General features: G+C 31.8%; 25 protein-coding genes. 4 read left to right on the plus strand and 21 right to left on the minus strand.

Annotation, left to right across the window (positions count from 1 at the left end; translation table 11 throughout):
• Positions 1–37: 37 nt before the first annotated feature.
• The 3 genes from OZP08_RS15770 (at position 38) to OZP08_RS15780 (ending at position 3,277) form a co-directional block, all read left to right on the plus strand.
• Entirely contained in the window at positions 38–1,399 is a 1,362-nt protein-coding gene (locus tag OZP08_RS15770) for an exonuclease domain-containing protein (protein WP_281322290.1), read from the plus strand.
• Positions 1,400–1,585: 186 nt separating this feature from the next.
• Positions 1,586–2,530: a tRNA (adenosine(37)-N6)-dimethylallyltransferase MiaA gene (gene miaA, locus OZP08_RS15775; RefSeq protein ID WP_281322291.1), complete on the plus strand. Its 945-nt coding sequence runs from the start codon at positions 1,586–1,588 to the stop codon at positions 2,528–2,530.
• Between the two features lie 6 nt (positions 2,531–2,536).
• The gene (locus OZP08_RS15780) at positions 2,537–3,277 is read left to right on the plus strand and encodes an acyl-[acyl-carrier-protein] thioesterase (protein ID WP_268847039.1); all 741 of its coding nucleotides are present in this window, start codon (positions 2,537–2,539) and stop codon (positions 3,275–3,277) included.
• Positions 3,278–3,318: 41 nt separating this feature from the next.
• Here the strand turns inward: OZP08_RS15780 and OZP08_RS15785 are convergent, their stop codons facing one another.
• The 19 genes from OZP08_RS15785 to rpsF form a co-directional block, all read right to left on the minus strand.
• On the minus strand, positions 3,319–4,026 hold the full coding sequence (locus tag OZP08_RS15785; protein ID WP_268847040.1) for a response regulator transcription factor: 708 nt from the start codon (positions 4,024–4,026) through the stop codon (positions 3,319–3,321).
• 3 nt (positions 4,027–4,029) lie between these two features.
• Entirely contained in the window at positions 4,030–5,613 is a 1,584-nt protein-coding gene (locus tag OZP08_RS15790) for a sensor histidine kinase (RefSeq protein WP_268847041.1), read from the minus strand.
• A 59-nt stretch (positions 5,614–5,672) separates the two neighbouring features.
• Positions 5,673–6,269 (minus strand): dephospho-CoA kinase, encoded by a 597-nt coding sequence (coaE, locus tag OZP08_RS15795; RefSeq protein WP_281322292.1) that lies wholly within the window; start codon positions 6,267–6,269, stop codon positions 5,673–5,675.
• A 5-nt stretch (positions 6,270–6,274) separates the two neighbouring features.
• On the minus strand, positions 6,275–7,273 hold the full coding sequence (locus OZP08_RS15800; protein WP_281322293.1) for a glycosyltransferase family 2 protein: 999 nt from the start codon (positions 7,271–7,273) through the stop codon (positions 6,275–6,277).
• Positions 7,274–7,397: 124 nt separating this feature from the next.
• Positions 7,398–8,204 (minus strand): enoyl-ACP reductase FabI, encoded by an 807-nt coding sequence (locus tag OZP08_RS15805; RefSeq protein WP_268847042.1) that lies wholly within the window; start codon positions 8,202–8,204, stop codon positions 7,398–7,400.
• Between the two features lie 224 nt (positions 8,205–8,428).
• On the minus strand, positions 8,429–9,619 hold the full coding sequence (gene fabV / locus OZP08_RS15810) for an enoyl-ACP reductase FabV (RefSeq protein WP_268847043.1): 1,191 nt from the start codon (positions 9,617–9,619) through the stop codon (positions 8,429–8,431).
• Positions 9,620–9,714: 95 nt separating this feature from the next.
• On the minus strand, positions 9,715–11,367 hold the full coding sequence (gene recN, locus OZP08_RS15815; protein WP_281322294.1) for a DNA repair protein RecN: 1,653 nt from the start codon (positions 11,365–11,367) through the stop codon (positions 9,715–9,717).
• Between the two features lie 53 nt (positions 11,368–11,420).
• Positions 11,421–12,302 (minus strand): type IX secretion system protein PorD, encoded by an 882-nt coding sequence (porD, locus tag OZP08_RS15820; RefSeq protein ID WP_281322295.1) that lies wholly within the window; start codon positions 12,300–12,302, stop codon positions 11,421–11,423.
• On the minus strand, positions 12,295–13,506 hold the full coding sequence (gene coaBC, locus OZP08_RS15825; RefSeq protein ID WP_281322296.1) for a bifunctional phosphopantothenoylcysteine decarboxylase/phosphopantothenate--cysteine ligase CoaBC: 1,212 nt from the start codon (positions 13,504–13,506) through the stop codon (positions 12,295–12,297). Before coaBC ends, porD begins: the two co-directional genes overlap by 8 nt.
• 8 nt (positions 13,507–13,514) lie before the next feature.
• Complete coding sequence (locus tag OZP08_RS15830) at positions 13,515–13,832, minus strand: DNA-directed RNA polymerase subunit omega (RefSeq protein WP_116761231.1); 318 nt, start codon at positions 13,830–13,832, stop codon at positions 13,515–13,517.
• A gap of 8 nt (positions 13,833–13,840) precedes the next feature.
• A complete protein-coding gene (locus OZP08_RS15835; RefSeq protein ID WP_268847044.1) occupies positions 13,841–14,635 on the minus strand; it encodes an outer membrane protein assembly factor BamD in 795 nt (264 codons plus the stop codon).
• 130 nt (positions 14,636–14,765) lie between these two features.
• Entirely contained in the window at positions 14,766–15,653 is an 888-nt protein-coding gene (gene dapA, locus OZP08_RS15840; RefSeq protein ID WP_268847045.1) for a 4-hydroxy-tetrahydrodipicolinate synthase, read from the minus strand.
• Between the two features lie 8 nt (positions 15,654–15,661).
• Positions 15,662–16,111, minus strand: a complete 450-nt coding sequence (locus tag OZP08_RS15845; RefSeq protein WP_349293457.1) for a DUF6913 domain-containing protein — start codon at positions 16,109–16,111, stop codon at positions 15,662–15,664.
• Between the two features lie 409 nt (positions 16,112–16,520).
• On the minus strand, positions 16,521–17,231 hold the full coding sequence (locus tag OZP08_RS15850; protein ID WP_281322297.1) for a hypothetical protein: 711 nt from the start codon (positions 17,229–17,231) through the stop codon (positions 16,521–16,523).
• The gene (ligA, locus tag OZP08_RS15855; RefSeq protein ID WP_281322298.1) at positions 17,221–19,224 is read right to left on the minus strand and encodes an NAD-dependent DNA ligase LigA; all 2,004 of its coding nucleotides are present in this window, start codon (positions 19,222–19,224) and stop codon (positions 17,221–17,223) included. Before ligA ends, OZP08_RS15850 begins: the two co-directional genes overlap by 11 nt.
• A 74-nt stretch (positions 19,225–19,298) precedes the next feature.
• Positions 19,299–19,772: a DUF6495 family protein gene (locus OZP08_RS15860; protein ID WP_268847051.1), complete on the minus strand. Its 474-nt coding sequence runs from the start codon at positions 19,770–19,772 to the stop codon at positions 19,299–19,301.
• 131 nt (positions 19,773–19,903) lie between these two features.
• Positions 19,904–20,347, minus strand: a complete 444-nt coding sequence (rplI, locus tag OZP08_RS15865; protein ID WP_268847052.1) for a 50S ribosomal protein L9 — start codon at positions 20,345–20,347, stop codon at positions 19,904–19,906.
• A 69-nt stretch (positions 20,348–20,416) separates the two neighbouring features.
• Complete coding sequence (gene rpsR / locus OZP08_RS15870; protein WP_091393867.1) at positions 20,417–20,713, minus strand: 30S ribosomal protein S18; 297 nt, start codon at positions 20,711–20,713, stop codon at positions 20,417–20,419.
• A gap of 5 nt (positions 20,714–20,718) precedes the next feature.
• On the minus strand, positions 20,719–21,060 hold the full coding sequence (gene rpsF / locus OZP08_RS15875; protein ID WP_268847053.1) for a 30S ribosomal protein S6: 342 nt from the start codon (positions 21,058–21,060) through the stop codon (positions 20,719–20,721).
• A gap of 168 nt (positions 21,061–21,228) precedes the next feature.
• On the opposite strand from rpsF, the gene OZP08_RS15880 reads away from it, so the two are divergent.
• The gene (locus OZP08_RS15880; RefSeq protein WP_268847054.1) at positions 21,229–21,924 is read left to right on the plus strand and encodes a LytR/AlgR family response regulator transcription factor; all 696 of its coding nucleotides are present in this window, start codon (positions 21,229–21,231) and stop codon (positions 21,922–21,924) included.
• A 10-nt stretch (positions 21,925–21,934) separates the two neighbouring features.
• Here the strand turns inward: OZP08_RS15880 and priA are convergent, their stop codons facing one another.
• Positions 21,935–24,385: a replication restart helicase PriA gene (gene priA / locus OZP08_RS15885; protein ID WP_281322299.1), complete on the minus strand. Its 2,451-nt coding sequence runs from the start codon at positions 24,383–24,385 to the stop codon at positions 21,935–21,937.
• Between the two features lie 114 nt (positions 24,386–24,499).
• A complete protein-coding gene (locus OZP08_RS15890) occupies positions 24,500–24,934 on the minus strand; it encodes a DUF2147 domain-containing protein (RefSeq protein ID WP_268847055.1) in 435 nt (144 codons plus the stop codon).
• Positions 24,935–24,988: the final 54 nt, after the last annotated feature.

Here is a 24,988-nt window from a genome sequence, read left to right on the forward strand (position 1 = left end):
CTGCAGTACGTCACAACAAAAAACTGAATACTGAATTTTGTACGCAATACTCGACATAGAAACCACAGGAGGACAATTCAACGAAGAAGGAATAACGGAAATTGCAATCTATAAATTTGATGGACACGAAATTGTAGATCAGTTTATTAGTTTAATCAACCCAGAAATTCCCATTCAGCCATTTGTTGTCAAACTTACTGGTATAAATAACGAAATGCTTCGTGGAGCTCCAAAGTTTTTTGAAGTAGCCAAACGTATCATTGAGATGACCACAGATTGCGTTCTTGTTGCTCATAATGCCGCTTTTGATTACAGAATCCTTCGCACCGAGTTTCGTCGTTTAGGGTATGATTTCAATATAAAAACCCTTTGTACGGTAGAATTATCACAACGTTTACTACCAGAACAGCCTTCACACAGTCTAGGAAAACTGGTAAGAGCACTAGGTATCCCAATGGCAGACAGACACAGAGCTAGCGGAGATGCTATGGCTACGGTAAAACTATTCAAAATGCTTTTAGACAAAGATCTCGAAAAAACAATTGTAAAAGAGCTCATTAAGTTTGAAGTCATCAAAGGTATTCCAACAAAATTATTAGACATAGTAGAAAGCTTACCATCCAAAACAGGGATTTATTACATACATCGGGAAGATGGTACAATTATCTTTATTGGTCAAAGCAAAAACATAAAAAAAAGGGTCAATCAACACTTTACAGGAATCACGAGAAGTGCCAAGAAAATCCAATCCGAAGTATTTACCGTAACCTATGAAGAAACAGGAAGTGAATTGATTGCCTTACTAAAAGAATCCGAAGAAATTAAAAAAAATCGCCCTATTTACAACCGAATGGCGCGCAAAAACAAGTTCTCTTGGGCTATTTATACCGAAAAAGACAAAAATGGCTATTTGAATTTAAAACTTCAAAAAGCAGATGGTCGTAAAAAAGAAATCACTGCATTTGTAAACCAGCAAGAAGCAAAGGCAGCGCTTAACCGCATTACAACAAACTATCAACTTTGTCCAAAATTAACTGGACTTTCGGATTCAAAAAAAGCCTGTGCACAATTTGCAATCAATGAATGCGATGGTGCTTGCATAGACAAAATAACTCCTGAAGAATACAACTCAAGAGTTCAGGTTTTTATTGACAAAAATCTTTTTGAAAATAAAAGCATGATCATCATTGACAAAGGCCGAAAAACAGGAGAATACAGTGCAATATTAATCGAAAAAGGAATATACAAAGGGTATGCATTTTATGATTTAAATTATCAAATTCACACCCCCGAAATACTAAAAAATATCCTGATTCCAATGCCCAACAATAAAGACACGAGATCATACATTCAAGGTTATTTAAAAAAACATAGAGTCCTAAAAATTATTAATTTTTAATTGAAAGATTCAACACCAATAAGCAAATAATTTAGGAGCCAATCCAGCTGTACACTACAACTCCTCATTATTCCAGTCGTTTTTCTAAGGCGCAAAAGGAGCTTCTTTCAGTTGCTCTTTTACACCAAGAAAAACTAACTAAAATAATTCCGGGGTTTTCGTTACCATCTGGGCTAAAAAAAGAAAATGAAGTATTTAATTACCATCGTCGGACCTACAGCCATAGGAAAAACTGCCTTAAGTATAAACCTGGCCAATCACTATAATTGTGAAATTGTTTCCTGTGACAGCCGACAGTTTTTTAAGGAAATGACCATTGGTACAGCAGTTCCTAATCCAAAAGAATTGGCAGCAGCAACACATCATTTTATTCAAAATAAATCAATTTTTGATAACTATACCGTAGGTGATTTCGAAAAAGAGGCATTGTCAAAAATAGAAGAATTGTTCCAAAATAATGATTACGTAGTTCTCGTTGGAGGTTCCGGATTGTATGTAGATGCTATTTTAAAAGGCTTTGATGAATTTCCAACTATAGATCCTTCTGTTAGAGAAAATGTAAATTCAAGTTACAAAGAATCAGGAATCGAGTACTTGCAACAACAACTGGCAACATTAGATCCTGAATATTACAAAACAATAACATCCGAAAACCCACAAACTCTACAAAATCCACAACGTATGATGCGTTTTGTAGAAGTTTGCATTGGTTCCGGTAAACCTTATTCATCATTTTTAAATCAAGAAAAAAACAACCGCAACTTTACCCCAATAATCATAGGATTAGAAGCAGAAAGAAGCGTTATTTATGATCGAATAAACCAACGGGTAGACATCATGCTCAATGAAGGGCTTTTATCAGAAGCCGAAAAACTATACCCAAACAAAGAACTAAATGCATTACAAACCGTAGGTTATAGAGAATTGTTTAGCTATTTTGATGGAGAATTTACGCTACCCTTTGCTATAGAAGAAATCAAAAAAAATACCAGAAGATTTTCTAAGCGCCAACTCACTTGGTTCAAACGAAAAGAAAACACTCAATGGTTTGACTATCTAACAGACAGAGCAGAAATTATAAAATATATAGAAACTCAATCCCAGTCTAAAATCAACAATCATAAATCATAAAACCCTATGCCAATAGATCCAAATTTCACGTCCATATTTAGCAAAGATTGGGAAATCAATTTTACTCAATGTGCTCCAAACGGTTATTTAAAATATGCAGATTTATGCAATTTGCTACAGCTAACTGCTGCAGCACATTCAGAAGTAGGTGGTATCAGCTTTTCCGATATGCAAGAATTTGATCAAGCATGGGTTTTGAGTAGAATGCGCGTAGAAGTTACTGAACTACCAAAATGGAGAGACATTGTTACTGTAAAAACTTGGATCAATTCCTTAGAAAATTCTCGTTCTGTAAGAGCACTGGAAATGCATGTCAACGGAAAGAAGATAGTAGGATCTGAAACATTTTGGGCTGTTTTTAACACCAAAATGCGTAGACCGGAACCATTAGCACTGCCCTACTCTCATTTTGAATTATATCCAGAAAATAAAGCTACTGAATTGGGTTTCTCAAAAATAAATATAACTCACGAAAAAGAGATGGTATTTGAGAGAACCGTATTTTTATCTGATTTAGATATTGTCAACCATGCCAATAATGTAAAATACCTAGAATGGTGTTTGGATCTGGTAGATGAAAAGAAAATCCTATCCAAAGAAATTAAAAGTTTCGAGATGAATTTCTTAAAGGAATTGTCCCTTAAGGACAGGGTAACAATACATGAATGCATAAATGATAAAGATGTCATTTTTAGCATTACCAAGGATGACAAAACGAGTTTTGCATTACAACTCAATTGGAAATAAAAAAAAGCTTCGAAATCAATCGAAGCTTTTTTATTTATAAGCTATTTGTTTTTTATAACTAATCTAAAACCTTCACCGTGAATGTTCAAAATTTCAACATCCTCATCCTGTTTTAAGTATTTTCTAAGTTTGGCGATGTAAACATCCATACTTCTAGAAGTAAAATAATTATCATCTCTCCAAATTTTAGTCAAAGCTAATTCTCTAGGCATTAAGTCATTTTCATGAAGAATTAGCATTTTAAGCAATTCGTTTTCCTTTGGAGATAACTTAATAGGTTCTCCACCGCTAAATGTCAAGAAACGCAATTTTGAATTAAGGTGAAATTTACCAATATTAAATTCAAATTGAACCGCTTCTGTTTTTACATCAGACGATTTTCTCTGAATGATGGCATTAATTTTCATTAATAATACCTCAGAATCAAAAGGTTTATTCAAATAATCATCAGCACCTGCCTTGTAACCTTTTAATACATCCTCCTTCATCGTTTTTGCAGTAAGGAAAATTATAGGCACTTCATTATTTTTCTCTCTAATTTCTTTAGCTAGGGTATATCCATCTTTATATGGCATCATAACATCAAGAATACACAAATCGTAAGTATCTTTCTTGAATTTTTCAAAACCTTCCATACCATTTTTAGCTAATACGACTTCAAAATCATTTAGCATTAAATAATCTTTTAGTACGGCACCAAAATTAAGGTCATCTTCAACTAACAGTATTTTTTTATTCGCGTTTTCCATATTTTAATTTATTAATGGTAATTTTATAATGAAGGTACTTCCTTTTCCCTTTTCACTTTCTACATATACTTGACCATTGTGGTCATCTACAATTCTTTTTACATAAGCAAGTCCTAATCCATGTCCTTTTACATTATGTATATCCCCTGTATGCTCTCTGTAAAACTTCTCAAAAACTCTTTTCTGGGCAATCTTACTCATACCAACCCCATTATCCTTTATTTTTATAATAACCATATCTTTGATATTCTCGGTATAAATATCAATTTTAGGAACATCTGGAGAGTATTTTATGGCATTTTCTAAAATATTTACTATTACGTTTGTAAAATGCACATCATTTAGTAACGCTGTTTTTCTCAAAGCTCCAAAATGAAGGTTAACACTACCATTTCTATCTTCCAGAATCAAATTAACATGTTCTATTGCGTCATTTATAATTTCCTCTACATTTGTAGATTCCTTTATTATGTTTAATTCTTTCTTCTCCAGCTTAGAAATTCGCAATACATTTTCTACTTGAGCATGCATCCTTTTATTTTCATCCCGAATCATATCGAGATACTTAAATACTTTTTCCCTATCTTCTATAATTTTAGGATTTCGAATAGCATCCAAAGCTAAATTTATAGTTGCAATCGGTGTTTTAAACTCATGCGTCATATTATTGATAAAATCCGTCTTAATCTCCGAAATTTGTCTTTGACGTATCAACTGATTTAGGGCACTTGTATAAGCTATTATTATAATTAACGTAAATATGATAGATAATATCGTAATACTCACCAACTCAGATAATAGAAACTTCTTTTTATGAGGAAAAGTTACCAGTAACTTATACTTTTCATTTCCTTCATTATCTGTAAAAATTGGAATCGAATACGTAGCTTCTTTATCGTATTTGAAATTATCTGATTTTACTTTAGTTTGTATTCCATTACTTAAAATTCCAAATTCAAACTTGGTTTTTACACCATATTCTTCCAACTCTTTTTTAAGCAAATCTCTTAATACCTCTTTTGAAATTCTTTCTTGAATGGGCATGGCTGAGGCAATGTCCTTAAAGAAAATTTCAAACTGCGCATTGTCTAAAACATCTAGATTTCCTGATTTTTCAATTTTAACATCCGGTATCAAACTCTGTTGTAAACCAGAATTATCTAACTTATTATTATTATAAACTTCAGTAACTCTTTTTGAATTAAAATTTTTGAAATTTTCGGTATCAAATTTTTTATCAAATAATCCAGAGGGTAATTTAAAATCTTCAGAAATTACAAGATTCGAATAAATGATGGTTTGATTAGTCTTTGGATTTTTCTGAACATAATAAAACTCTAATAAATCATCCCTCTTAGGAATTTTACCTGTACTGTCTTTATAATGATTGTATTTATCATAAAAACTATAGGCTTCTCTATTTTGAAGCTTCTCAGCAACATTACCAATTACTTGCTTAACGTGATACTTAAACTGCTCATCATTATTCTTAAATGAACTATTAAACCAATATACTTGAACAAGTATAATCCCGATCAAGGACAAACTCATTAACAATACAAGTAATCTAAAAAATAACTTATTCATTTAAGCAAAATTAATATTTTAACAATATAGTAAATAATGCATTAACCAAAGATTAACATTTAAGACTTGATTTGTTTAATTCCTAAAAAATTAAGAATTTTAACAATTTCTAACTTTACAGCCTCTATACCAGTATTTTCTATAATAAAATCGCTTTTTGATGATTTTTGCTCATCATTCCATTGATTTTTTATTCGCTCTAAAACTTTTTCTCGAGTAGTTTTATCTCTTTCTATAACTCTTTGAATCCTTATTTCAAGAGGCGCTACAACATTTATGATGAAATCACATTCTTTATAACTACCACTTTCAAATAAAATGGCACTTTCGTAAATGACAAACTGATCTTTTTGATGTTCTAAAAGCCATTGTTTAAAATGCATTTTAACAGCAGGATGTACAATTCCATTGAGCTGAGCTAGTTTATTAGCGTCATTAAATACAATTTCAGATAACTTTTCTTTTATTAAAACGCCTTTTTCAAATACAGTTGTACCAAATACATCTTTAATTTGATCTAAAATCATTTCTGATTGCATCAAATTTCTAGCTTCTTGATCTGTTATGTAAACTGGAATACCAGATGCTAAAAAAAGTTGGGCCACTGTTGTTTTACCACTACCAATTCCTCCTGTTAAACCAATTATTTTTGCCATTTTAATTAATTCTTAAAAAACAATTCTGGAAATGCTTCTTGTGGCTTCTGTTTTAACATAATAACTTTAACATAAGACTCTAAAAACCCCATTCCGTAACCGTAAAACTGTTTCCAAACTGCAATAATTGACAGATAACCAATTTTAATACTCTTATTCTGAATAGAAGACAGCAAAAATAATGCCAAAAAATAACCAAAATAAAATTTAAGAAGAAAATCTTGATTAAATACCAACAACATTAAAGATACAAAAAATCCTATTATAAAAAACGTTGGGAAGAAAAAAGTTAATTTATTATATTGAGGATACCAACTATTAAGAATTGGTCTTGCTTTACCAAATTTACTGACCTGAATGGAGAATTTATCCCAATCAATTCGTCTTTTATGATACACAAATGCATTCTGAAAAAGTCGTGTTTCATAACCTAAATCCCATAAACGAATAGACAAATCCGGGTCCTCGCCAGGGTGAATATTTCCAAAACCTTTAGAAGCTATAAATGCTTTTCGAGACAATCCCATATTAAAGCTTCGAGGCTGAAATTTATCTATTTTTTCTGATCCTCCTCTAATTCCACCAGTGGTTAAAAAAGAAGTCATTGCAAAATTGATTGCTTTTTGGATATCCGAAAAACTATCTAATGCTTTATCTGGCCCACCAAAACAATCCACATAATTTTCCTGTAAAGCTTTTTCAACCTCACTCAAATAATTACTAGGTATAATACAATCTGAGTCAAAAATAATGTAGTAATCCCCCCTAGCCTTATTCATTCCGTAGTTTCTAGAGTCACCAGGACCTGAATTTTCTTTATAGTAGTATGAAATATCCAGTCTGTCTCCATATTTAGCAGCAACATCCTGACATCGAATTGTAGAACCATCCTCTATCAGTACAATTTCAAAAATTTCTTCGTAGGTTGATTTTGCTAAACTTTCTAATAATTCATCTACTTCATCAGGACGATTATAAACAGGAATGATCAATGAAAACAACATAATAGTAATTGGGTTATTATTTTTTATTCTTTTATTTTAAATTTTGGCAAAGGTACTCTTTATCAACAAAAAAACCATCAAATAAATAATGATGGTTTTTATATAACATGTGTTTTTATTAGCTCTATTCAAACATTTCCATTACTTCTTGGCTAACTCCCATATTAGAAAATCCTCCATCATGCAACAAATTTTGCAAGGTCACTTTTCGGGTCAGATCCGAAAACATAACAACTATATAATCAGCACATTCTGCAGCTGTCGCATTACCAAGAGGAGACATCTTATCTGCGAAAGCAATAAAACCTCCAAATCCTTTGACTCCCTGCCCAGCTCTGGTAGCTGTAGGAGATTGCGAAATAGTATTGACTCTCACTTTTTTATCTCTCCCAAAGAAATACCCAAAACTACGTGCAATAGATTCTAAATAGGCTTTATTATCGGCCATATCATTATAATCCGGAAAAACTCTCTGAGCAGCCATATATGATAGCGCAATAATACTACCCCATTCATTCATGGCATCTTTTTTATACAATACTTGCATCAACTTATGAAAAGAAACTGCAGAAACATTCCAACCTTTTTCCGTATACTCATAATTTTGATTCGTATAATGATTTCCTTTTCTAACATTAACCGACATTCCGATTGAATGCAAAACAAAATCAATTTTTCCTCCTAAAATTTCAACCGCTTTATCAACCAGCAATTCCAAATCCGTAACCGAAGTTGCATCAGCAGGAATAATTTGACATCCTATTTTCTCAGCCAGCGCGTCTATATTACCCAATCTCATTGCCGCTGGGGCATTTGTTAAAACAAAAACACCTCCTTCTGCATTAACTCGTTCAGCCGTTTTCCAAGCTATAGAATTTTCATCTAAAGCCCCAAAAATAATTCCTCTTTTTCCTTTTAATAAATTATACATAAAAATAATATTTAAAATTACAGTAACTATTTAATAGTATCTAGTTGCTAAGACACTGAGTCTCTAAGATTTTAAGTAGACATTTTTTTAACTTAGAATCTTAGAGACTCAGTGTCTTAGAATCTAAATAGCTGCAAATTATACTATAAAAAAACACCTTATTTTCTTGATTTTAAACCATCAAGTAATAAGGTGCTTTGAAAATTATGAATATTGTTTGCTAATTATCCGATACTTTGGATAGCAACCATTTCGTTTGTATCTGCTTTATAATCTACACCATCGAATCCAAAACCAAACAAATTATAGAAATCACTTCTGTAACCTTCTAAATCTCCTAATTCTGCCAGATTCTCAGTTGTAGCTTCTAACCATAGTTTAGCAACTTGGTCCTGAACATCCTCACGCATTTCCCAATCATCAATACGGATTCTTCCTTTATCATCAGTCAAAATTGCTTCTCCTGTGTATAGTCTTTGTTGGTACAAACGCTGAATTTGCTCGATACAACCTTCATGAATTCCTTTTTCTTTCATTATTTTATACAATAAAGAAATATACAATGGAATAACCGGAATTGCTGAACTAGCTTGAGTTACCAAAGCTTTATTTACGGAAACATAAGCTTTACCATTAAGAGATGCTAAACTTTCAGAAATTGTGAATGCTGTTGCTTCAAGGTGATCTTTAGCACGACCAATCGTACCTTTTCTATAAACAGCCTCAGTTAATGATGGCCCTATGTATGAATAAGCAACTGTTGTAGCACCTGGAGCCAATAGATTTTCAGCTTTCAAAGCATCAATCCACATAGCCCAATCTTCACCACCCATTACAGCAACTGTATTGGTAATATCTTCTTCTGTGCAAGGTTCTATAGAAATTTCAGAAACTTTTCCGGTATGAAAATCAACAGTTTTGTTGCTAAAAGTGCTTCCAATTGGTTTCAACACTGAACGGTGTAAAACTCCTGTATTTGGATTTAATCTTACTGGTGAAGCAAGACTGTATATAACTAAATCTACTTGGCCTAAATCAGCTTTTATAAGATCTAATGTTTGTTTTTTTATTTCGTTTGAAAACGCATCTCCATTAATACTCTTTGCATATAAGCCCGCTTTATGAGCTTCATTTTCAAAAGCAGCCGAATTATACCAACCTGGAGAAGCTGTCTTTCCTTCTGAAGGTTCTTTTTCAAAAAACACCCCAATTGTTGCTGCATCTGAACCAAAAGCACTAGTAATTCTTGAAGCCAAACCAAAACCTGTTGAAGCTCCTATAACCAATACTTTCTTAGCACCAGCAATAGCTCCTTTTGATTTTACATATTCAATTTGATTTTTAACACTTTGTTCGCAACCTTTTGGTTGGGCTGTCAAACAAATAAATCCTCTCATTCTTGGTTCTATAATCATATTAGTCTATACGTTAATTTATATTATATAATTTTTAAATTAATTGAATGTTTTTAAATCTTTCAAAATTGAATGAGCAAATATAGCCCAATTATTTAGTTCAACAAGGCCTTTGCATGATTTAAGGCCGAATCAGAAATAACAGTTCCAGACAACATTTGTGCTATTTCTGTGATACGCTCATCACTTGATAATAATCTTAATTCAGATTGTGTATCCTCTCCAACAGTCATCTTTGAGACTTTGAAATGCTCCTCACCTTTGGCTGCTATTTGAGGCAAGTGGGTTATTGCAAATATCTGCATTTCAACACTCATTTCTTTCATAATCTCTCCCATTCTATTAGCAATTTCACCAGAAACCCCAGTATCGATTTCATCAAAAATCAGAGTTGGTAATTTTGAATATTGTGCCAAAATTGCTTTTACAGCCAGCATAATTCTTGACATTTCTCCACCAGAAGCCACTTTCTTCAATAAACCAAAATCAGTTCCTTTATTAGCAGAAATTAAAAATTGTAATTCGTCTTTTCCATTTTCAAAATAGGTCGAAGTTCTATTTATTTCCATTTTAAAACGTACATTTGGCATACCCAAAGATCCTAGAATATCGACCAATTTTTGACTCAAAACCGGAATAGCTGATAATCTATTTTTATGGATTGTATCACAAATTGAATCCAGTTTTTTCACACTCTCCTCTACCTCTTTCGATAAACTTTCTATTTCCTCATCAAGATTTCCTAATTCTAAAACTGAATTTTCTAAATTAGTCTGAATCTCTATCAATTCATCAACCGAAAGTACTTGATGTTTCTTTTGGAGATTATATATAAGTTGCAACTTTTGATTAATTAAATTCAATTGCTCAGGATCATTAATCAATTTCTCTGAGCAACGATTTAACTCAACTGCAATATCCTCAAATTCAATCTTTAAACTTGTAATTCTTTCAAATAACAAATTATATTCTGATGAAAAAACAGCTATTTTTTGAATTGCATTTTTTATCTCATTTAAATTATGAAAAACACCAATCTGTTCTTCATTAGATAATGCCAAAGACTTATCTAGAGATTCTTTGATAATTTCTACATTATTTAGCTGCTCATAATCTGCCTCAAGAGTTTCTTGCTCTCCGGATTTTAATTTTGCAGATACCAATTCATCTAAAAGAAAAGTATTATACTCTTGTTCTTTTGAAGCATCTGCTTTTCTTTTAAGCATTGCATTCAACTTAGACTTATCTGATTTATATTTTTTCAAAAAAGACTGATACTCTAAAATTATATCCTGATTATTTGCAATTGCATCAATAATTTTAAATTGAACATTTTCATCAGACAATTCCTGAGTTTGTTGTTGCGAATGAATATCTATTAAATACAAACTCAATTCCTGCAACTCTTGAAGATTTACAGGACTATCATTTACAAATGCTCTAGATTTTCCTGAAGGCAATATTTCTCTTCGAATAATGGTATCATTTTCGAAATCCAGATCATTTTCCTCAAAAAAAGGAAGCAAGTTATATTTAGAAATATCAAAATGAGCTTCAATCACACATTTTTCTTCTTTATTTTTAAGCGATGTTAAGTCGGCTCTTTTACCTAACGCCAAACCTAACGCTCCTAATATTATCGATTTACCGGCACCCGTTTCACCCGTAATAATTGAAAAACCTTTAGAAAAATCAATTGCTAATTTTTCGATTAACGCATAGTTTTTTATCGACAGAGAAGTAATCATTTATATAGTTTTAAGGATAAATTGACTTAATTAAAGAATAACTAATAATAAAATTAATATTTAATTAATTGCCATTTACTAGAGTTCATAGGAGATGTTTTGTTCAAACTATCAACCAAGTCAGTAATAGTAATACTTGGTCCTCCTGAAAAAATAGAAACAATTTCATCTGAATTTGAATCCATAAAAATTCTCAATAGATAAGAATTAGGTTTGGTATCATTTAATTTAGCTAAATTCATCAAAGCGCCTTTAATCATTTCTTTGGCTTTTTTCTGATCTAGATTCATTATGTCTAAACCTGTATAATATTGAGCAATCGACATTCTTATATCATTATAGGTCGGTGACAATAAGTCATTTATTAAAGAATATCTACTAATTGGGCCATCGGATTGGTTCCATCCTTTATTTCCGCCTTGCTGGGCAACATTGGCAATATTTAATGCTTCGCTATAATATTTATTTCCATACATAGGAACAAAAGTATCAGCATCCATTCCTAATATTACATAACAATAGAAAGAAATAACCGAAACCAGATTAGAAGCATAACTCGTTGGGATGTAAGTCAAGTTTTCGAACTCAGTATAATTGAAGGTAAAATCTTTATCATTCAAATTTAAAACTGGAGACGAATACGACGAGTTGTATATATTTCTTGAAGACTGTATTTGTATATTAGCAACAAATTGATCCGAATTATAACTTGAAATTGTTATAAACATCGAACAATCAACTTTCTCCTTTTGTGACATTGATTGACCTGTCCAATCTGTTTTATTTACAAACTCATTCAATGCAGTTTCTAGAGTTTTAAAAACCTGCTGATTTGCATTGTTCACTTTTTGGGTATTCAGTGATACTGTGCAATTCAGTTGTTGCGCTTGAATAAAGCCACACCACATCAATAGAAATAAAACATATTTAACCATAAAAGTGCGTTATTATCTTGTTTAAAATATCATCAGCTACTTCTTCCTTAGATTTCAAATCCATTGGTTCTATATTAAAAGAGCTATCAATAAAAGTAACTTTATTGGTTGCTTTACCAAAACCGGCTCCTTGATCTTGTAAGGAATTAAGAACAATCAAATTTAGGTTTTTTTTCTGAATTTTAGCTTTAGCATTTTCAATTTCATTTTCAGTTTCTAAAGCAAAGCCTATCAAGAATTGATTCTTTTTAATATCGCCAAGTGAAGCAAGGATATCTTTGGTTTTTTCGAGCTCGATTGTAAAATCATCGGCTGCTTTTTTTATTTTTTGATCAGCTACATTTTTAGGTTTATAATCAGCTACTGCAGCAGCTGCAATTGCCACATCAACATCTGCATAATGTTTATGACAGGCATCATACATTTCTTGAGCAGAGACAACTGAAACTAATTGTACTAAAGGGTGATTTATTTTAAAATGTGTTGGTCCGGATACCAATATAACAGTTGCGCCATAATTGGCTGCACTTTCAGCTAGGTCAAAACCCATTTTACCTGAAGAATGATTCCCAATAAATCGAACTGGATCTATTGCCTCATAAGTAGGGCCTGCGGTAATCAATATTTTTTTTCCTTTTAGCGGTAATTTACTTTCGAGATCAGCTTCTAAGAAAGAAACAATATTCTCTGGCTCTGCCATTCTACCTTCGCCAGATAAACCACTGGCAAGTTCTCCACTTTCAGCAGGAATCATTATATTACCGAATTCCTTTAAAGACTTAAAACTCTCAACTGTAGAAGGATGAATATACATATCTAAGTCCATTGCTGGCGCAAAATAAACAGGACATTTGGCAGATAGGTAACAAGCAATTAACAGATTATCACACAATCCGTTTGCCATTTTGGATAAAGTATTGGCAGTTGCAGGTGCAATAACCATTAAATCGGCCCAAAGACCAAACTCAACATGATTATTCCATTCCTCATTTTTTTCATCTTTATTGTAAAAATCAGAAAAAACGGGATTCTTGGATAATGTAGATAAGGTAAGTGGGGTTATAAAATCCTTAGAAGCAGGTGTCATTATCACTTGGACATGTGCACCTGCTTTTATGAAAAGTCGAACTAATGAAGCCGTTTTATACGCAGCAATTCCGCCAGAAATTCCCAGCAAAATCTTTTTTCCGCTTAAAACTGACATTATATCGATTATTTATTTGCGTCTCTGTGGTAGATTTTACCATCTAACCATTCTTGAACTGCCAAAGCGTGTGGCTTTGGTAATTTCTCGTAAAATTTAGAAACTTCGATTTGCTCTTTATTTTCAAAAACTTCTTCTAGACTATCGTTGTAAGTTGCAAATTCTTCTAGCTTTTCAGTCAATTCTTTTTTGATTTCAGAATTAATTTGATTTGCTCTTTTAGCCATAATTGTTATCGCCTCATACACATTTCCAGTAGGTTCTTCAATAACTGTTTTGTTATAAGTTATTGTGTTTACTGGAGCATTTGTCTTTTTTAAATCCATGACTTTATTTATTTATTATATTTTTGTAATTCTAAATCAATTTGTGCTGACATTTCGTCTACTTTAGCCTTATATTCAGTATTAGGTTTAAACTTAACCAAATTCAAATAATATGTTTTTGCTGCATTAAGTCTTTCTTCCATTTTAGAAGGAATACTGTTCATGGCTAACAAGTAAGCTGAATCAAATTTATAGTATAATGCTTTTTCCTTGTATGGAGTCCCTGGGAAATCTGCAATAAAATTATCAAAAGCAATAATTGCTGATTTATAATTTGAAATTCTATTATATTCTAAAGCATTTTCGTAAACTTTACGTTCAATTTTGTCATTCAATTTTCTAGAAATAGTATTAGCTTCAGCAATATACTTCGAATTTGGATAACGATCAATAAATCCTTGCATCTTTTCAATGGCTTTGAATGTATCGGTCTGATCTATCGAATAAACTGGTGACAACATTGAGTAACTTAATGCTCCTAAGTAAGCACATTCTTCTGCTTTCTCACTCTTTGGATACCCGGAAACAAAACTATCAAACTGGTAACCAGCTATATAATATTGTTTTGTTTTATAGCAAGATTGAGAATACATGTAGAATAATTTTTCCCCTTGCGGTTTCCCTCTATAAGCAGGTGCCAATTGTTCAAAAAGTCTAATTGCTTTGGAATATTTTCCTGCATCATATAATTTTGAAGCTACATCAAACTTTACTGCAACATCTTCGGTTTTTAATGCCGTTTGATATTCACTACATGAGCAAAAAAAGAGAACAACAAGCAATACAGATATTATTTTTTTCATTTTTTTACTTAAATATTTATACTGGATAATTTAAATCCATAATAAAATGGCACCAAAGTTTTGATGGCAAATTTAGTTATTAATTTAGCTATTACAAAATATTTCTTTGTATAAAAAAATCTAGTGATTTTTAGGCATTTTTATCAATATTTTTTACAAAAACGCTTAATCGTTTTGCCAGAGATTCATCTACAGTAACCAGTGGCAAACGCACCACATTTTCCGAAATTCCTAGGATCTTAAACACTTCTTTAATCCCTGCTGGGTTTCCTTGTTCAAAAATCATATCAATACAATCTGATAATAAATATTGCGATTTGTATGCATCGTCAACTTTTCTATTCAATCCTAAACGGATCATTTCAGAAAATTCTTTAGGAAAACCTTGGCCAATTACTGATATAACTCCTACACCACCTGCCAAAACAATAGGTAAAGCAATCATGTCATCTCCTGAAATCACAAGAAAATCTTTAGGCTTATTTTTTAATAATTGCATAGCCTGAACCATATCACCAGCAGCTTCTTTTATAGCTACTATATTTTCAAAATCATTAGCTAATCTAATAACTGTTGAAGGCAACATATTGCTAGCAGTTCTTCCTGGAACATTATACAATATTACCGGAATAGGTGATGCTTCAGAAACTGCTTTAAAGTGCTGATAAATTCCCTCTTGAGTAGGTCTATTATAATAAGGCGAAACAGAAAGTATAGCAACAAAACTAGACAAATCTCTTGTCTTTAATTCTTCTACCACTTTTAATGTATTATTCCCTCCTACACCCAAAACCAAAGGCAGTCTTCCTGCATTTACTTCGATTACAGTTTGAATCACCAACTCTTTTTCATCTTGCGATAATGTGGCATTTTCTGCTGTTGTACCAAGTACAACAAGATATTCAATACCTCCATCAATCGAAAAATTTACAATTCTTTTTAAAGCATCAATATCTATTGAAAAATCTTCTTTGAATGGTGTGATTAGAGCAACTCCTGTTCCTATTAATGATTGCATAATTTAAATTATATTTTGTTTAATATTTTTAAGTATCTAAATAATTCATGAGTAAAAACCTTGTGATTTCCTGTATTACAGCTAATCGTCAAGTGATTTAATCTTTTATCAATAGATGAAAAACCAACTTTGAATTTTGCTTTTGATTTACTGGTCAAAAGCAACAAAACAGGTTTTTCAACATCATAATAATTAATTAATAAATCAAATTCATCAGAGATAAACTCATTTATTGATTGTAATTCTGTCACTCCTTTAAAATTGAAATCTTTCAATCCAAAAACAGTATACGAATACGATTCATTCTTTTTTAAAACATCTCTGTAAACAATAACTTTAATATCAGTTTCGGCTATTCCATTAGAAACGATTTCTTTTATTAAAGGATTTGTATTTAAAAAATAACTTTCATCAACAAGTAATCCAACTGTTTTTATTGGATTCTTATGATCCTCCATCGCAACATTCCGTAAGCTGTTTTTTAAAACTTTTTTAATTAATATGCTCTTTATGTAATTTAAAAACATAGTACTTTCACAGGGTTACAAATTTAATTAATTAAGTTACATTTGAGATCGCAAATCTAAAAAAGTATAACGAGGTTTTAAAACTTTTTGTTATATTCTTAACATTTTATTCTTCGTCGTCAGCAACCAGCTATATCATTACTAAACAAGACACTTAATAAAAACAACTTAAAAATAAATACTAACAATTTGATTATCAGAGAAAATATCCATTATTTTTCCTCCAAACAAATCAACAATTTAAAAAATATAGATCAAAAGAGGTTTTAACAAACCAAGTAAGTAGCTACAGACTTAACCTAAAAAAACCAACTCATAAGTTGACTCAAACAAACAGAAATTAACTGATAGAAATTCTATTACTATCACCTGAATCAATCTCCATCTGATCCTTTGCCAAAAAATACTTGACCATAAAGAAATACGATAAGACCTGTGTGATTATACTAATGAAGCTAAAAATATAAAGGTCAAAATAGAAATTATAAAGCACAAAGAAAATATCTGTAATTATAAAACAAACACACATCATCATCGAATTAACATAAACATAGCTTTCGTTTTTAATGTAATTTGACAATACAACAACACTCAAAATACTCAAAACAATTCCGAAAATGACATATAATGAAAAGCTAAAATCTAATCCTTCTAATTTCAAATTTAAAACAGAGTAACAAATAGTACCAACTGATAAGACTAAAATTAGTATTGAAGCACTATCATCAAAATTGAATTTTAAATTCCTAAAATCCTTAAGAGTCAAATTCAACAATATCAAATAAACAAAAAGAATACAAAGAAAAGATCCCAATGCCGATTCTTGAATACTCAACAATACAAAAACATCCCTCATAAAGCACAGCAAAAAAATCAATGCTTTTGTTACCGTAATTTTATAATTATTTGAAACCAAATAATAAATAAACAAAGAAGGTATCACAATAGATTTAGCATAAAGCATTAGACAAGTACACTCTAACACTTTAAATAAAATAGCAAAAAAAGACGCTACAAAGAATATGACAAGTGAGGGCGTACTAGCTTTCATTTAACATTTCTATAAAATTAGCTTCCGAAATTATTGGCACATTAAGTTTGTTTGCCTTTTCCAACTTAGCTGGTCCCATATTATCTCCTGCAACGACGAAGTCCGTTTTAGCAGATATTGAACTTCCTACTTTTCCGCCATTATCTTCAATCATTTTTTTTAATTCATCTCTCGAAAATGCAGTAAAAACACCAGAAACCACAAAAGTCTTCCCTAGGAATTTGTCTGTTGCATTTGGATTAATCTTTTCGACTATTTCAAATTGAACGCCGTAACTTTTTAATCTTTCAATAATAATTCTATTCTCATTATTTTCAAAAAAATCAATAACGCTTTGTGCAATTCTCTCTCCAATTTCATCAACCAAAATCAAATCCATAAGAGTTGCCTGTTTCAAAGCATCAATATTTTTATAATGCTTAGCTAACTTCTTGGCAACAGTTTCTCCTACAAATCGAATCCCTAAAGCAAACAAAACACTTTCAAAAGGAATATTCTTAGAATTCTCAACCCCTTTTACCAAATTCTCTGCCGATTTTTGCGCCATTCTTTCCAAAGGCAAAATCTGCTCTACGGTCAGCTCATATAAATCAGCATAATTATGTACCAAATCATTATTATAAAGCAGAGCAACTGTTTCACCTCCCAATCCTTCAATATCCATTGCTTTTCGGGAAATATAATGCTGAATTCTTCCTATTATTTGAGGAGGGCAGCCATAATAGTTAGGACAATAATGATTTGCTTCTCCATCCCCACGGATTAATTCTGTATTACATTCCGGGCAATGGGTTATATACTCTGTAGGTTCTGAATTATCAGGCCGTTTACTTAAATCAACAGCAATAATCTTAGGAATTATCTCCCCTCCTTTTTCTACAAATACCGTATCATTTACTCGAATATCTAATTTTTCTATTTGGTCTGCATTGTGCAAAGAAGCTCTTTTTACTATAGTTCCCGCTAATTGCACTGGTTCAAGATTAGCAACCGGAGTAATAGCCCCGGTTCTTCCAACCTGATACGAAATAGAATTTAATTGAGTAGCTACCTGCTCTGATTTGAATTTATATGCGATTGCCCATCGAGGCGATTTAGCCGTATAACCCAGCTCTTCTTGATGGCGAAAATCATTCACTTTTATCACCACACCATCAGTTTCATAAGGCAAGTCATGGCGATGTAAATCCCAATACTCTATAAACTGAAATACCTCATCCAGGCTCTTTGCCAATTTAGCTTCGGTTGGTGCTTTAAAACCCCAATTTCTAGCATTTTCCAAACCTTCAAATTGAGAATCAAAAGGCAAATTGGGACCAATTAAAAAATAAAGCAAACAATCCAGAGGTCGCTTGGCAACTTCCGCACTATCTTGTAATTTTAAACTTCCAGAGGCAGTATTTCTTGGGTTTGAATACGGAGTTTCACCAATCTCAATTAATTCCTGATTCATTTTTTCAAATCCAGCTAAAGGCAAAATAATTTCACCTCGAATCGCAAAATGATCCGGATAATTCCCTTTTAATTTCAAAGGAATAGACTTGATTGTTTTTATATTATTAGTTACATCATCTCCCTGAAAACCATCTCCACGAGTTACTGCACGTTTTAAGATTCCATTCTCATACGTGATACTTATTGATGCTCCATCATATTTCAATTCACAGGTATACTCTAAAGGTACATTTCCTAAAACTTTTTGAATACGGTTTTCCCAATCTTGTAAATCTTCTTTCGAATAAGAATTATCTAAAGAATACATACGGTATTCATGAGTAATTGTTTCAAAATTTTTGGTAATTGCTCCCCCTACTCTTTGTGTAGGCGAATTAGCATCAAAAAAATCGGGATACTTATCCTCTAGCTCCTGAAGCTCTTTTAACTTCATATCAAACTCATAATCAGATATAGAGGGTTTATCCAAAACATAATAATTATGATTATGAAGATTTAGTTCTTCTCGAAGCGATTGAATGGTTTGTGTTATATCCATAAAAAACAAAATTGGCTATTCTAGTCTATTAAATAATCTACTAAAATAACCAATTAAAAGAATAAAAATCAAATTTATGACTCGATAATCGAATTAATTTGATTGTATAATTGTCCATCACTCAAAAACGAACCTTGCTGAATCAATTGAAAAATTGACAGATTACGCTCTTCCGTAAATTCCTTTTTACCCACTTTCATTTCGATCGTTTCCGTAAACATGTTATCACTAAGCCATTGTAAACCTTCCTTGGTCAAAAAGTCAATTTCTGGCACCATCGATTTCAAAACAATAGATTGTACATAGGTATCAAAGCAGTGAAAAAGAAAAATATGATTTTTGGAGAAAAACTCCAAAAAAGTTGCTTTGGTAAGTACTCCTTCCCAAATCAAATCTGAAAAAACATCCAATTCCTGTTCAGCAACCTCAGGTTTTTCGGCCTTTATTTTATCCCATTCAGCTTTATCAATTGCCTGAGTAGCCAAAAAATTAGTAAACTCTTGCGTTAACTCTTCAAATTGTTCTTTTGTAAGTCTGGCGTATTTCATTTTTTTTAAGCTTTATGCTATAAGCCATAGGTTGTAAGCCAAATTCACACTTACAACTCGTAACTTAAAGCTATTTAATTAAACAAAAAAATCCCGATTTTCATCGGGATTTTAATATATAGTTTTAGAAATTATGCTTTTTCAGCAACAATTTCGTAAGCTAATTCAATAATTACATCTCTGTGCAATCTTACAGTAGCAGCATATTTACCAGTACGTTTAACGATTCCAGAAGTGATGAATTTTCTATCAATTACTTGACCAGCTTTAGCTAAAGCATCAGCGATATCAATATTAGTAACTGAACCAAATAATTTCTCACCACCTGCTTTTGCAGAGATTTTAATTTCGATAGCTTTTAACGTTTCAGCTAATGCTTTAGCGTCTGCTACAATTTTAGCCTCTTTGTGAGCTCTTTGTTTTAGGTTTTCAGCTAAAACTTTTTTAGCTGAAGAAGTTGCTAAAACAGCAAATCCTTGAGGAATTAAAAAGTTACGACCGTAACCTGGTTTTACAGATACTACATCATCTTTAAATCCTAAGTTTTGTACGTCTTGTTTTAAAATAAGTTCCATGTTGTTGTCCTTATATTTTAGAAGTTAGCCCTGCCGCTGGCGGGGCAACAACTTTAGTTATTAATATTATTATTTTAATAAATCGGCCACATATGGCATTAAAGCTAAGTGACGAGCTCTTTTTACAGCTACTGACACTTTTCTTTGAAATTTCAATGAAGTTCCTGTTAAACGACGAGGAAGAATTTTCCCTTGCTCATTAACGAATTTCAATAAGAAATCAGCATCTTTGTAATCCACATATTTGATACCTGATTTTTTGAAACGACAATACTTTTTAGTTTTGTTAGTTTCTATATTTAAAGGCGTTAGATATCTGATATCCCCGTCTTTTTTTCCTGAAGCAGATTGTTGTAATGTTGCCATGATAATTAAGCTTTTGTAGATTTAAGTTTTGCTCTTCTTCTTTCAGCCCAAGAGATAGCATGTTTGTCAAGACTTACAGTTAAGAAACGCATAACTCTTTCGTCACGTCTAAATTCAGTTTCAAAAGCAAGTAGAACTTCTCCAGCAACTTTGAATTCGAATAAGTGATAAAAACCACTTTTTTTGTTTTGAATTTCGTAAGCCATTTTTTTCAGACCCCAATCTTCTTTCGATACCATTTCTGCTCCTCTACTAGTAAGAAAATCTTCAAATTTGCTTACTGTTTCCTTCACCTGAACCTCAGATAAAACGGGATTTAAAATGAAAACAGTTTCATAATGATTCATAAATATTTTTATTTATTTGTTAATTTGGCTGCAAAAGTAATCTTTTTTTTTAAACAAACAAGCGTAAAACGGTTTTAATCGACGAACAACAAAAAAACACTCTTTTTATTAGATTAATAAAATAAAAAAAAGTATTTTTACTATACCAAATCAATAAATTCGAACATTATGAAACTAAACTGTGTAGTTGTAGATGATAGTTCTATACAAAGGATGATAATAGCAAAATTAGTTAATAATCACACCAATTTAAATCTAATAGGTGATTTCTCTAATGCTATTGAAGCTAAAAGTTGCATGACAGTACATACGGTGGATTTAATATTCCTTGATATTGAAATGCCAGTAATTAGTGGTTTTGATTTTCTTGATGGCTTAAAAACAAAACCTCAAATCATATTTATCACTTCTAAGGCAGAATATGCCATGAAGGCTTTTGATTATAATGCGACCGACTACCTTCAAAAACCAATTTCTATTGAGAGATTCAATGCTTCAGTTCGAAGAGCTATTGATCAATTCCTTCTTAAGAAAGAGAACAAAGAAGATGAAGGAGAACATATCTTTATAAAAAGCAATCTGAAAAAATTAAAAATTTTCACTTCTAAAATTAAATGGATTGAAGCTTTTGGTGATTATGTAAAAGTAGTTACTGAAGATGACAGCAATTTGGTACTTTCTACAATGAAGTCTTTTGAAAATGATTTATCGAAAGAGAAATTTATAAGAGTACACAAATCATTTATTGTCAATATCGACAAAATTGACCGTTTTAACAGCAAGTTTGCCGAAATTGGGGTAACAAAAATTCCTTTAAGCAGAAACAAAAAAGAAGATCTTGTAAAAGCACTTGCCTATTCTTAAATATACCTTATTAATAGAAATCGACATTTGTCGTCACTTTAATAGCTCTATATTGAGCAACAGCCTCAAAACTATTCAATATCTTTTGGATAGTTTTTTTTGTGTTTCCAATTGAAGCTTGCTGAGGAATTTTAATGATTATAGTACGAATATATTCATTTCGAATTCTACTAATCACAGGCTCTTCTGGCCCCAAAACCGGCATAGCCAAATTTTGGCTTAATACCTGATACAACCACATTGCTCCTTCCTTAAGCTTATCAAAATCACGCTGCTTAAGTGTTAATTTTATAATTCTAAAGTAAGGTGGATACTTATAAATTTGCCTGTCATACAATTGCTCTTTATACATCCCAATATAATCGGTATTGGTTACTTGCTGAATTGTATTGTGATTAGGATTATACGTCTGAATAACCACTTTTCCTTTTTTTCCTGATCTCCCTGAACGTCCAGCTACCTGAGTCATCATTTGAAAACTTCGTTCGAATGCCCTAAAATCAGGATGATACAACATATTATCAGCATTCATAATCCCTACCAAATTAACATTGTCAAAATCCAAACCTTTGGCAAGCATTTGAGTCCCCACCAAAATATCAATTTCACGATTCTTGAAACTGTCTATAATTTTTTCGAAACCAAATTTACCTCGTGTAGTATCCTGATCCATTCTTCCTGTTTTGGCATTAGGAAAAATAGCTACCAATTCTTGTTCTATTTGTTCTGTACCAAAACCCTTCGTTATCAAATCAATACTTGAGCACGAATGACAACGGGTAGGATTTGCCATTGAATAACCGCAATAGTGGCAACGCAACTGATTTTTGTGTTTATGATAAGTAAGACTTACATCGCACTGCTGACAATGCGGCACATGTCCACAGGTTATACATTCAACTATTGGTGAATACCCTCTTCTATTTTGAAATAAAATAACTTGTTCTCCCAACGACAGAGCTGTAGTGATTTCTTCGATCAAAACATCACTAAAATGACCATTCATTTTTTTGCGAAAGTATTTATCTTTTAAATCAACCAATACTATTTCCGGCAAACTTACATTACCAAAACGCTCAGAAATTGTCACAAAGCCATATTTATCCGATTTTGCATTAAAATAGGTTTCTATACTTGGTGTTGCTGAACCTAAAAGTACTTTGGCTTGATGCCCATTTGCCAAAACTATAGCTGCATCACGAGCATGGTATCGAGGAGCTGGATCCGATTGCTTAAAAGTTTGCTCATGTTCTTCATCAATAATAATAAATCCTAAATCATAAAATGGCAAAAATAATGCTGACCTTGCCCCAATCACAATTTGAGCTTTTTCTGCATTTTTCAAAACCTGATTCCAAACTTCTACCCTTTCATTATTATTATATTTAGAATGAAAAACAGCTACTTTATTTCCAAAATGAGCTCTTAATCTTGAAACCAATTGAGTGGTCAAGGCTATTTCCGGCAATAAATACAAGACTTGCTTTCCCGTTACCAAATATTCCTCTATCAGCTTAATATATATCTCTGTCTTACCACTTGAAGTAATTCCATGCAAAAGACAAACTGCTTTATGCTCGAAGTTTTCTTTTATGGAATCAAAAGCTTTTTGTTGAGCTGCACTTAACTGAAGCTCTCCTTCTCTACTATTGCCTGTAAAATTAATTCGATCTTCTTGCAAAAAATACTCTTCGAATATTTCTTTTTCTACCAATGCTTTAATAATTGCGGTAGAAGATTTCGCTACCTCAACTAGTTTTTTTACAGTAATTGGCTTTTTTTCGGTGGCGCTTAATTGAAAATAATTAAGAACTATTTCTTTTTGCTTATTGGCACTTTTAAGAATATCAAGCAATTCTTTTAAACCGTCGTTCGTATCATATTTAGGATGCAAACGGACGTAACGAACTAATTTAGGCTTATAATTTTCCTGAACTTCTTCTTGAAGTACCAAAATATTTTTATCGACCATTTTCTGAATAACGGGAAAAATATTATTCTTGTTTAAAATAGCGATAATATCCTGAACTTTTAGTGAATTTTGGTACTGCAAAGCCTCATAAACCAAAAACTCATCATCCGTGAGTAAACTCTCATCTACAAACGAATCATTTTTTTTTGTAATTATAGTTTCACTTTCCAATAGTAATGCACTAGGTATGGCACCTCGGTACACATCGCCAATGGCACACATATAATAATTGGAGATCCAGAGCCAATGATTGATTTGAGATTCTGTTACTATCGGAAATTCATCCAATATTTGATGAATTTCCTTAGCATCATATAATGTAGGCTTGTTATTGTGTATTTCAATTACTAAAGCTGTATAAATTTTACTTTTCCCGAAAGGTACAGCCACTCTCATTCCTTTTTTTATAAAAAGAAATTCTGTTTCCGAAACACTGTACGTAAAGGTTTTGGCAAGAGAAAGCGGTAAAACAACTTCTACAAAATACATTCCTTTTTAGACTACTTAGATTGTTAGATATTTAGATTTTGGAATTTAAAAAATTGATTTTGCCATTTGCTCTTTACCAATTCGAGCTTGGAATTTTAAAATTGAACTCAACTCTTAATTCTTAACCCTAGACCAATATTGAGTGCGGCCAAACATAGAAACACCTATATAACCTCTAAGTTTTAATTTATCATTTCCTTCAAGAGTAATGAAACATTTGTATAATTTTCCGTTTTTAGGATCCAAAATTTGTCCATCATTGTACTCATTACCGTCTTTACGCAATCCTTTTATGATTACCATTCCAAGGATTGGTTTGTTTCTATCTTCTCCTGTACATTCTTCACAAACTCTATTTCTTTTATCTGCTTCAAAAATCTCTACAATTTTACCATAAATCTTTCCAGACTTTTCATAGATTTCAACTATTGATTTTGGCTTACCAGTTTCATCATCGACTGTTTTCCATTTCCCAACAACACTTTGGCTCTGAGCATTGCAAATTATTGCAAAAAAGACAGCTAAACTAAATACGATACTTTTCTTCATTTTTTTAAATTATTAATTTATATATAAAACCAGATTGCAATCACAGCTTGTTTT

It is taken from the genome of Flavobacterium aestivum (genome assembly GCF_026870175.2).
Taxonomy (GTDB): Bacteria; Bacteroidota; Bacteroidia; order Flavobacteriales; family Flavobacteriaceae; genus Flavobacterium; species Flavobacterium aestivum.

Coding starts and splice junctions, on each gene's coding strand:
- miaA (WP_281322291.1), top strand. CDS start 1,586: ATGAAGTATTTAATTACCATCGTCGGACCTACAGCCATAGGAAAAACT.
- OZP08_RS15780 (WP_268847039.1), top strand. CDS start 2,537: ATGCCAATAGATCCAAATTTCACGTCCATATTTAGCAAAGATTGGGAA.
- OZP08_RS15785 (WP_268847040.1), bottom strand. CDS start 4,026: ATGGAAAACGCGAATAAAAAAATACTGTTAGTTGAAGATGACCTTAAT.
- OZP08_RS15790 (WP_268847041.1), bottom strand. CDS start 5,613: ATGAATAAGTTATTTTTTAGATTACTTGTATTGTTAATGAGTTTGTCC.
- coaE (WP_281322292.1), bottom strand. CDS start 6,269: ATGGCAAAAATAATTGGTTTAACAGGAGGAATTGGTAGTGGTAAAACA.
- OZP08_RS15800 (WP_281322293.1), bottom strand. CDS start 7,273: ATGTTGTTTTCATTGATCATTCCTGTTTATAATCGTCCTGATGAAGTA.
- OZP08_RS15805 (WP_268847042.1), bottom strand. CDS start 8,204: ATGTATAATTTATTAAAAGGAAAAAGAGGAATTATTTTTGGGGCTTTA.
- fabV (WP_268847043.1), bottom strand. CDS start 9,619: ATGATTATAGAACCAAGAATGAGAGGATTTATTTGTTTGACAGCCCAA.
- recN (WP_281322294.1), bottom strand. CDS start 11,367: ATGATTACTTCTCTGTCGATAAAAAACTATGCGTTAATCGAAAAATTA.
- porD (WP_281322295.1), bottom strand. CDS start 12,302: ATGGTTAAATATGTTTTATTTCTATTGATGTGGTGTGGCTTTATTCAA.
- coaBC (WP_281322296.1), bottom strand. CDS start 13,506: ATGTCAGTTTTAAGCGGAAAAAAGATTTTGCTGGGAATTTCTGGCGGA.
- OZP08_RS15830 (WP_116761231.1), bottom strand. CDS start 13,832: ATGGATTTAAAAAAGACAAATGCTCCAGTAAACACAATAACTTATAAC.
- OZP08_RS15835 (WP_268847044.1), bottom strand. CDS start 14,635: ATGAAAAAAATAATATCTGTATTGCTTGTTGTTCTCTTTTTTTGCTCA.
- dapA (WP_268847045.1), bottom strand. CDS start 15,653: ATGCAATCATTAATAGGAACAGGAGTTGCTCTAATCACACCATTCAAA.
- OZP08_RS15845 (WP_349293457.1), bottom strand. CDS start 16,111: ATGGAGGATCATAAGAATCCAATAAAAACAGTTGGATTACTTGTTGAT.
- OZP08_RS15850 (WP_281322297.1), bottom strand. CDS start 17,231: ATGAAAGCTAGTACGCCCTCACTTGTCATATTCTTTGTAGCGTCTTTT.
- ligA (WP_281322298.1), bottom strand. CDS start 19,224: ATGGATATAACACAAACCATTCAATCGCTTCGAGAAGAACTAAATCTT.
- OZP08_RS15860 (WP_268847051.1), bottom strand. CDS start 19,772: ATGAAATACGCCAGACTTACAAAAGAACAATTTGAAGAGTTAACGCAA.
- rplI (WP_268847052.1), bottom strand. CDS start 20,347: ATGGAACTTATTTTAAAACAAGACGTACAAAACTTAGGATTTAAAGAT.
- rpsR (WP_091393867.1), bottom strand. CDS start 20,713: ATGGCAACATTACAACAATCTGCTTCAGGAAAAAAAGACGGGGATATC.
- rpsF (WP_268847053.1), bottom strand. CDS start 21,060: ATGAATCATTATGAAACTGTTTTCATTTTAAATCCCGTTTTATCTGAG.
- OZP08_RS15880 (WP_268847054.1), top strand. CDS start 21,229: ATGAAACTAAACTGTGTAGTTGTAGATGATAGTTCTATACAAAGGATG.
- priA (WP_281322299.1), bottom strand. CDS start 24,385: ATGTATTTTGTAGAAGTTGTTTTACCGCTTTCTCTTGCCAAAACCTTT.
- OZP08_RS15890 (WP_268847055.1), bottom strand. CDS start 24,934: ATGAAGAAAAGTATCGTATTTAGTTTAGCTGTCTTTTTTGCAATAATT.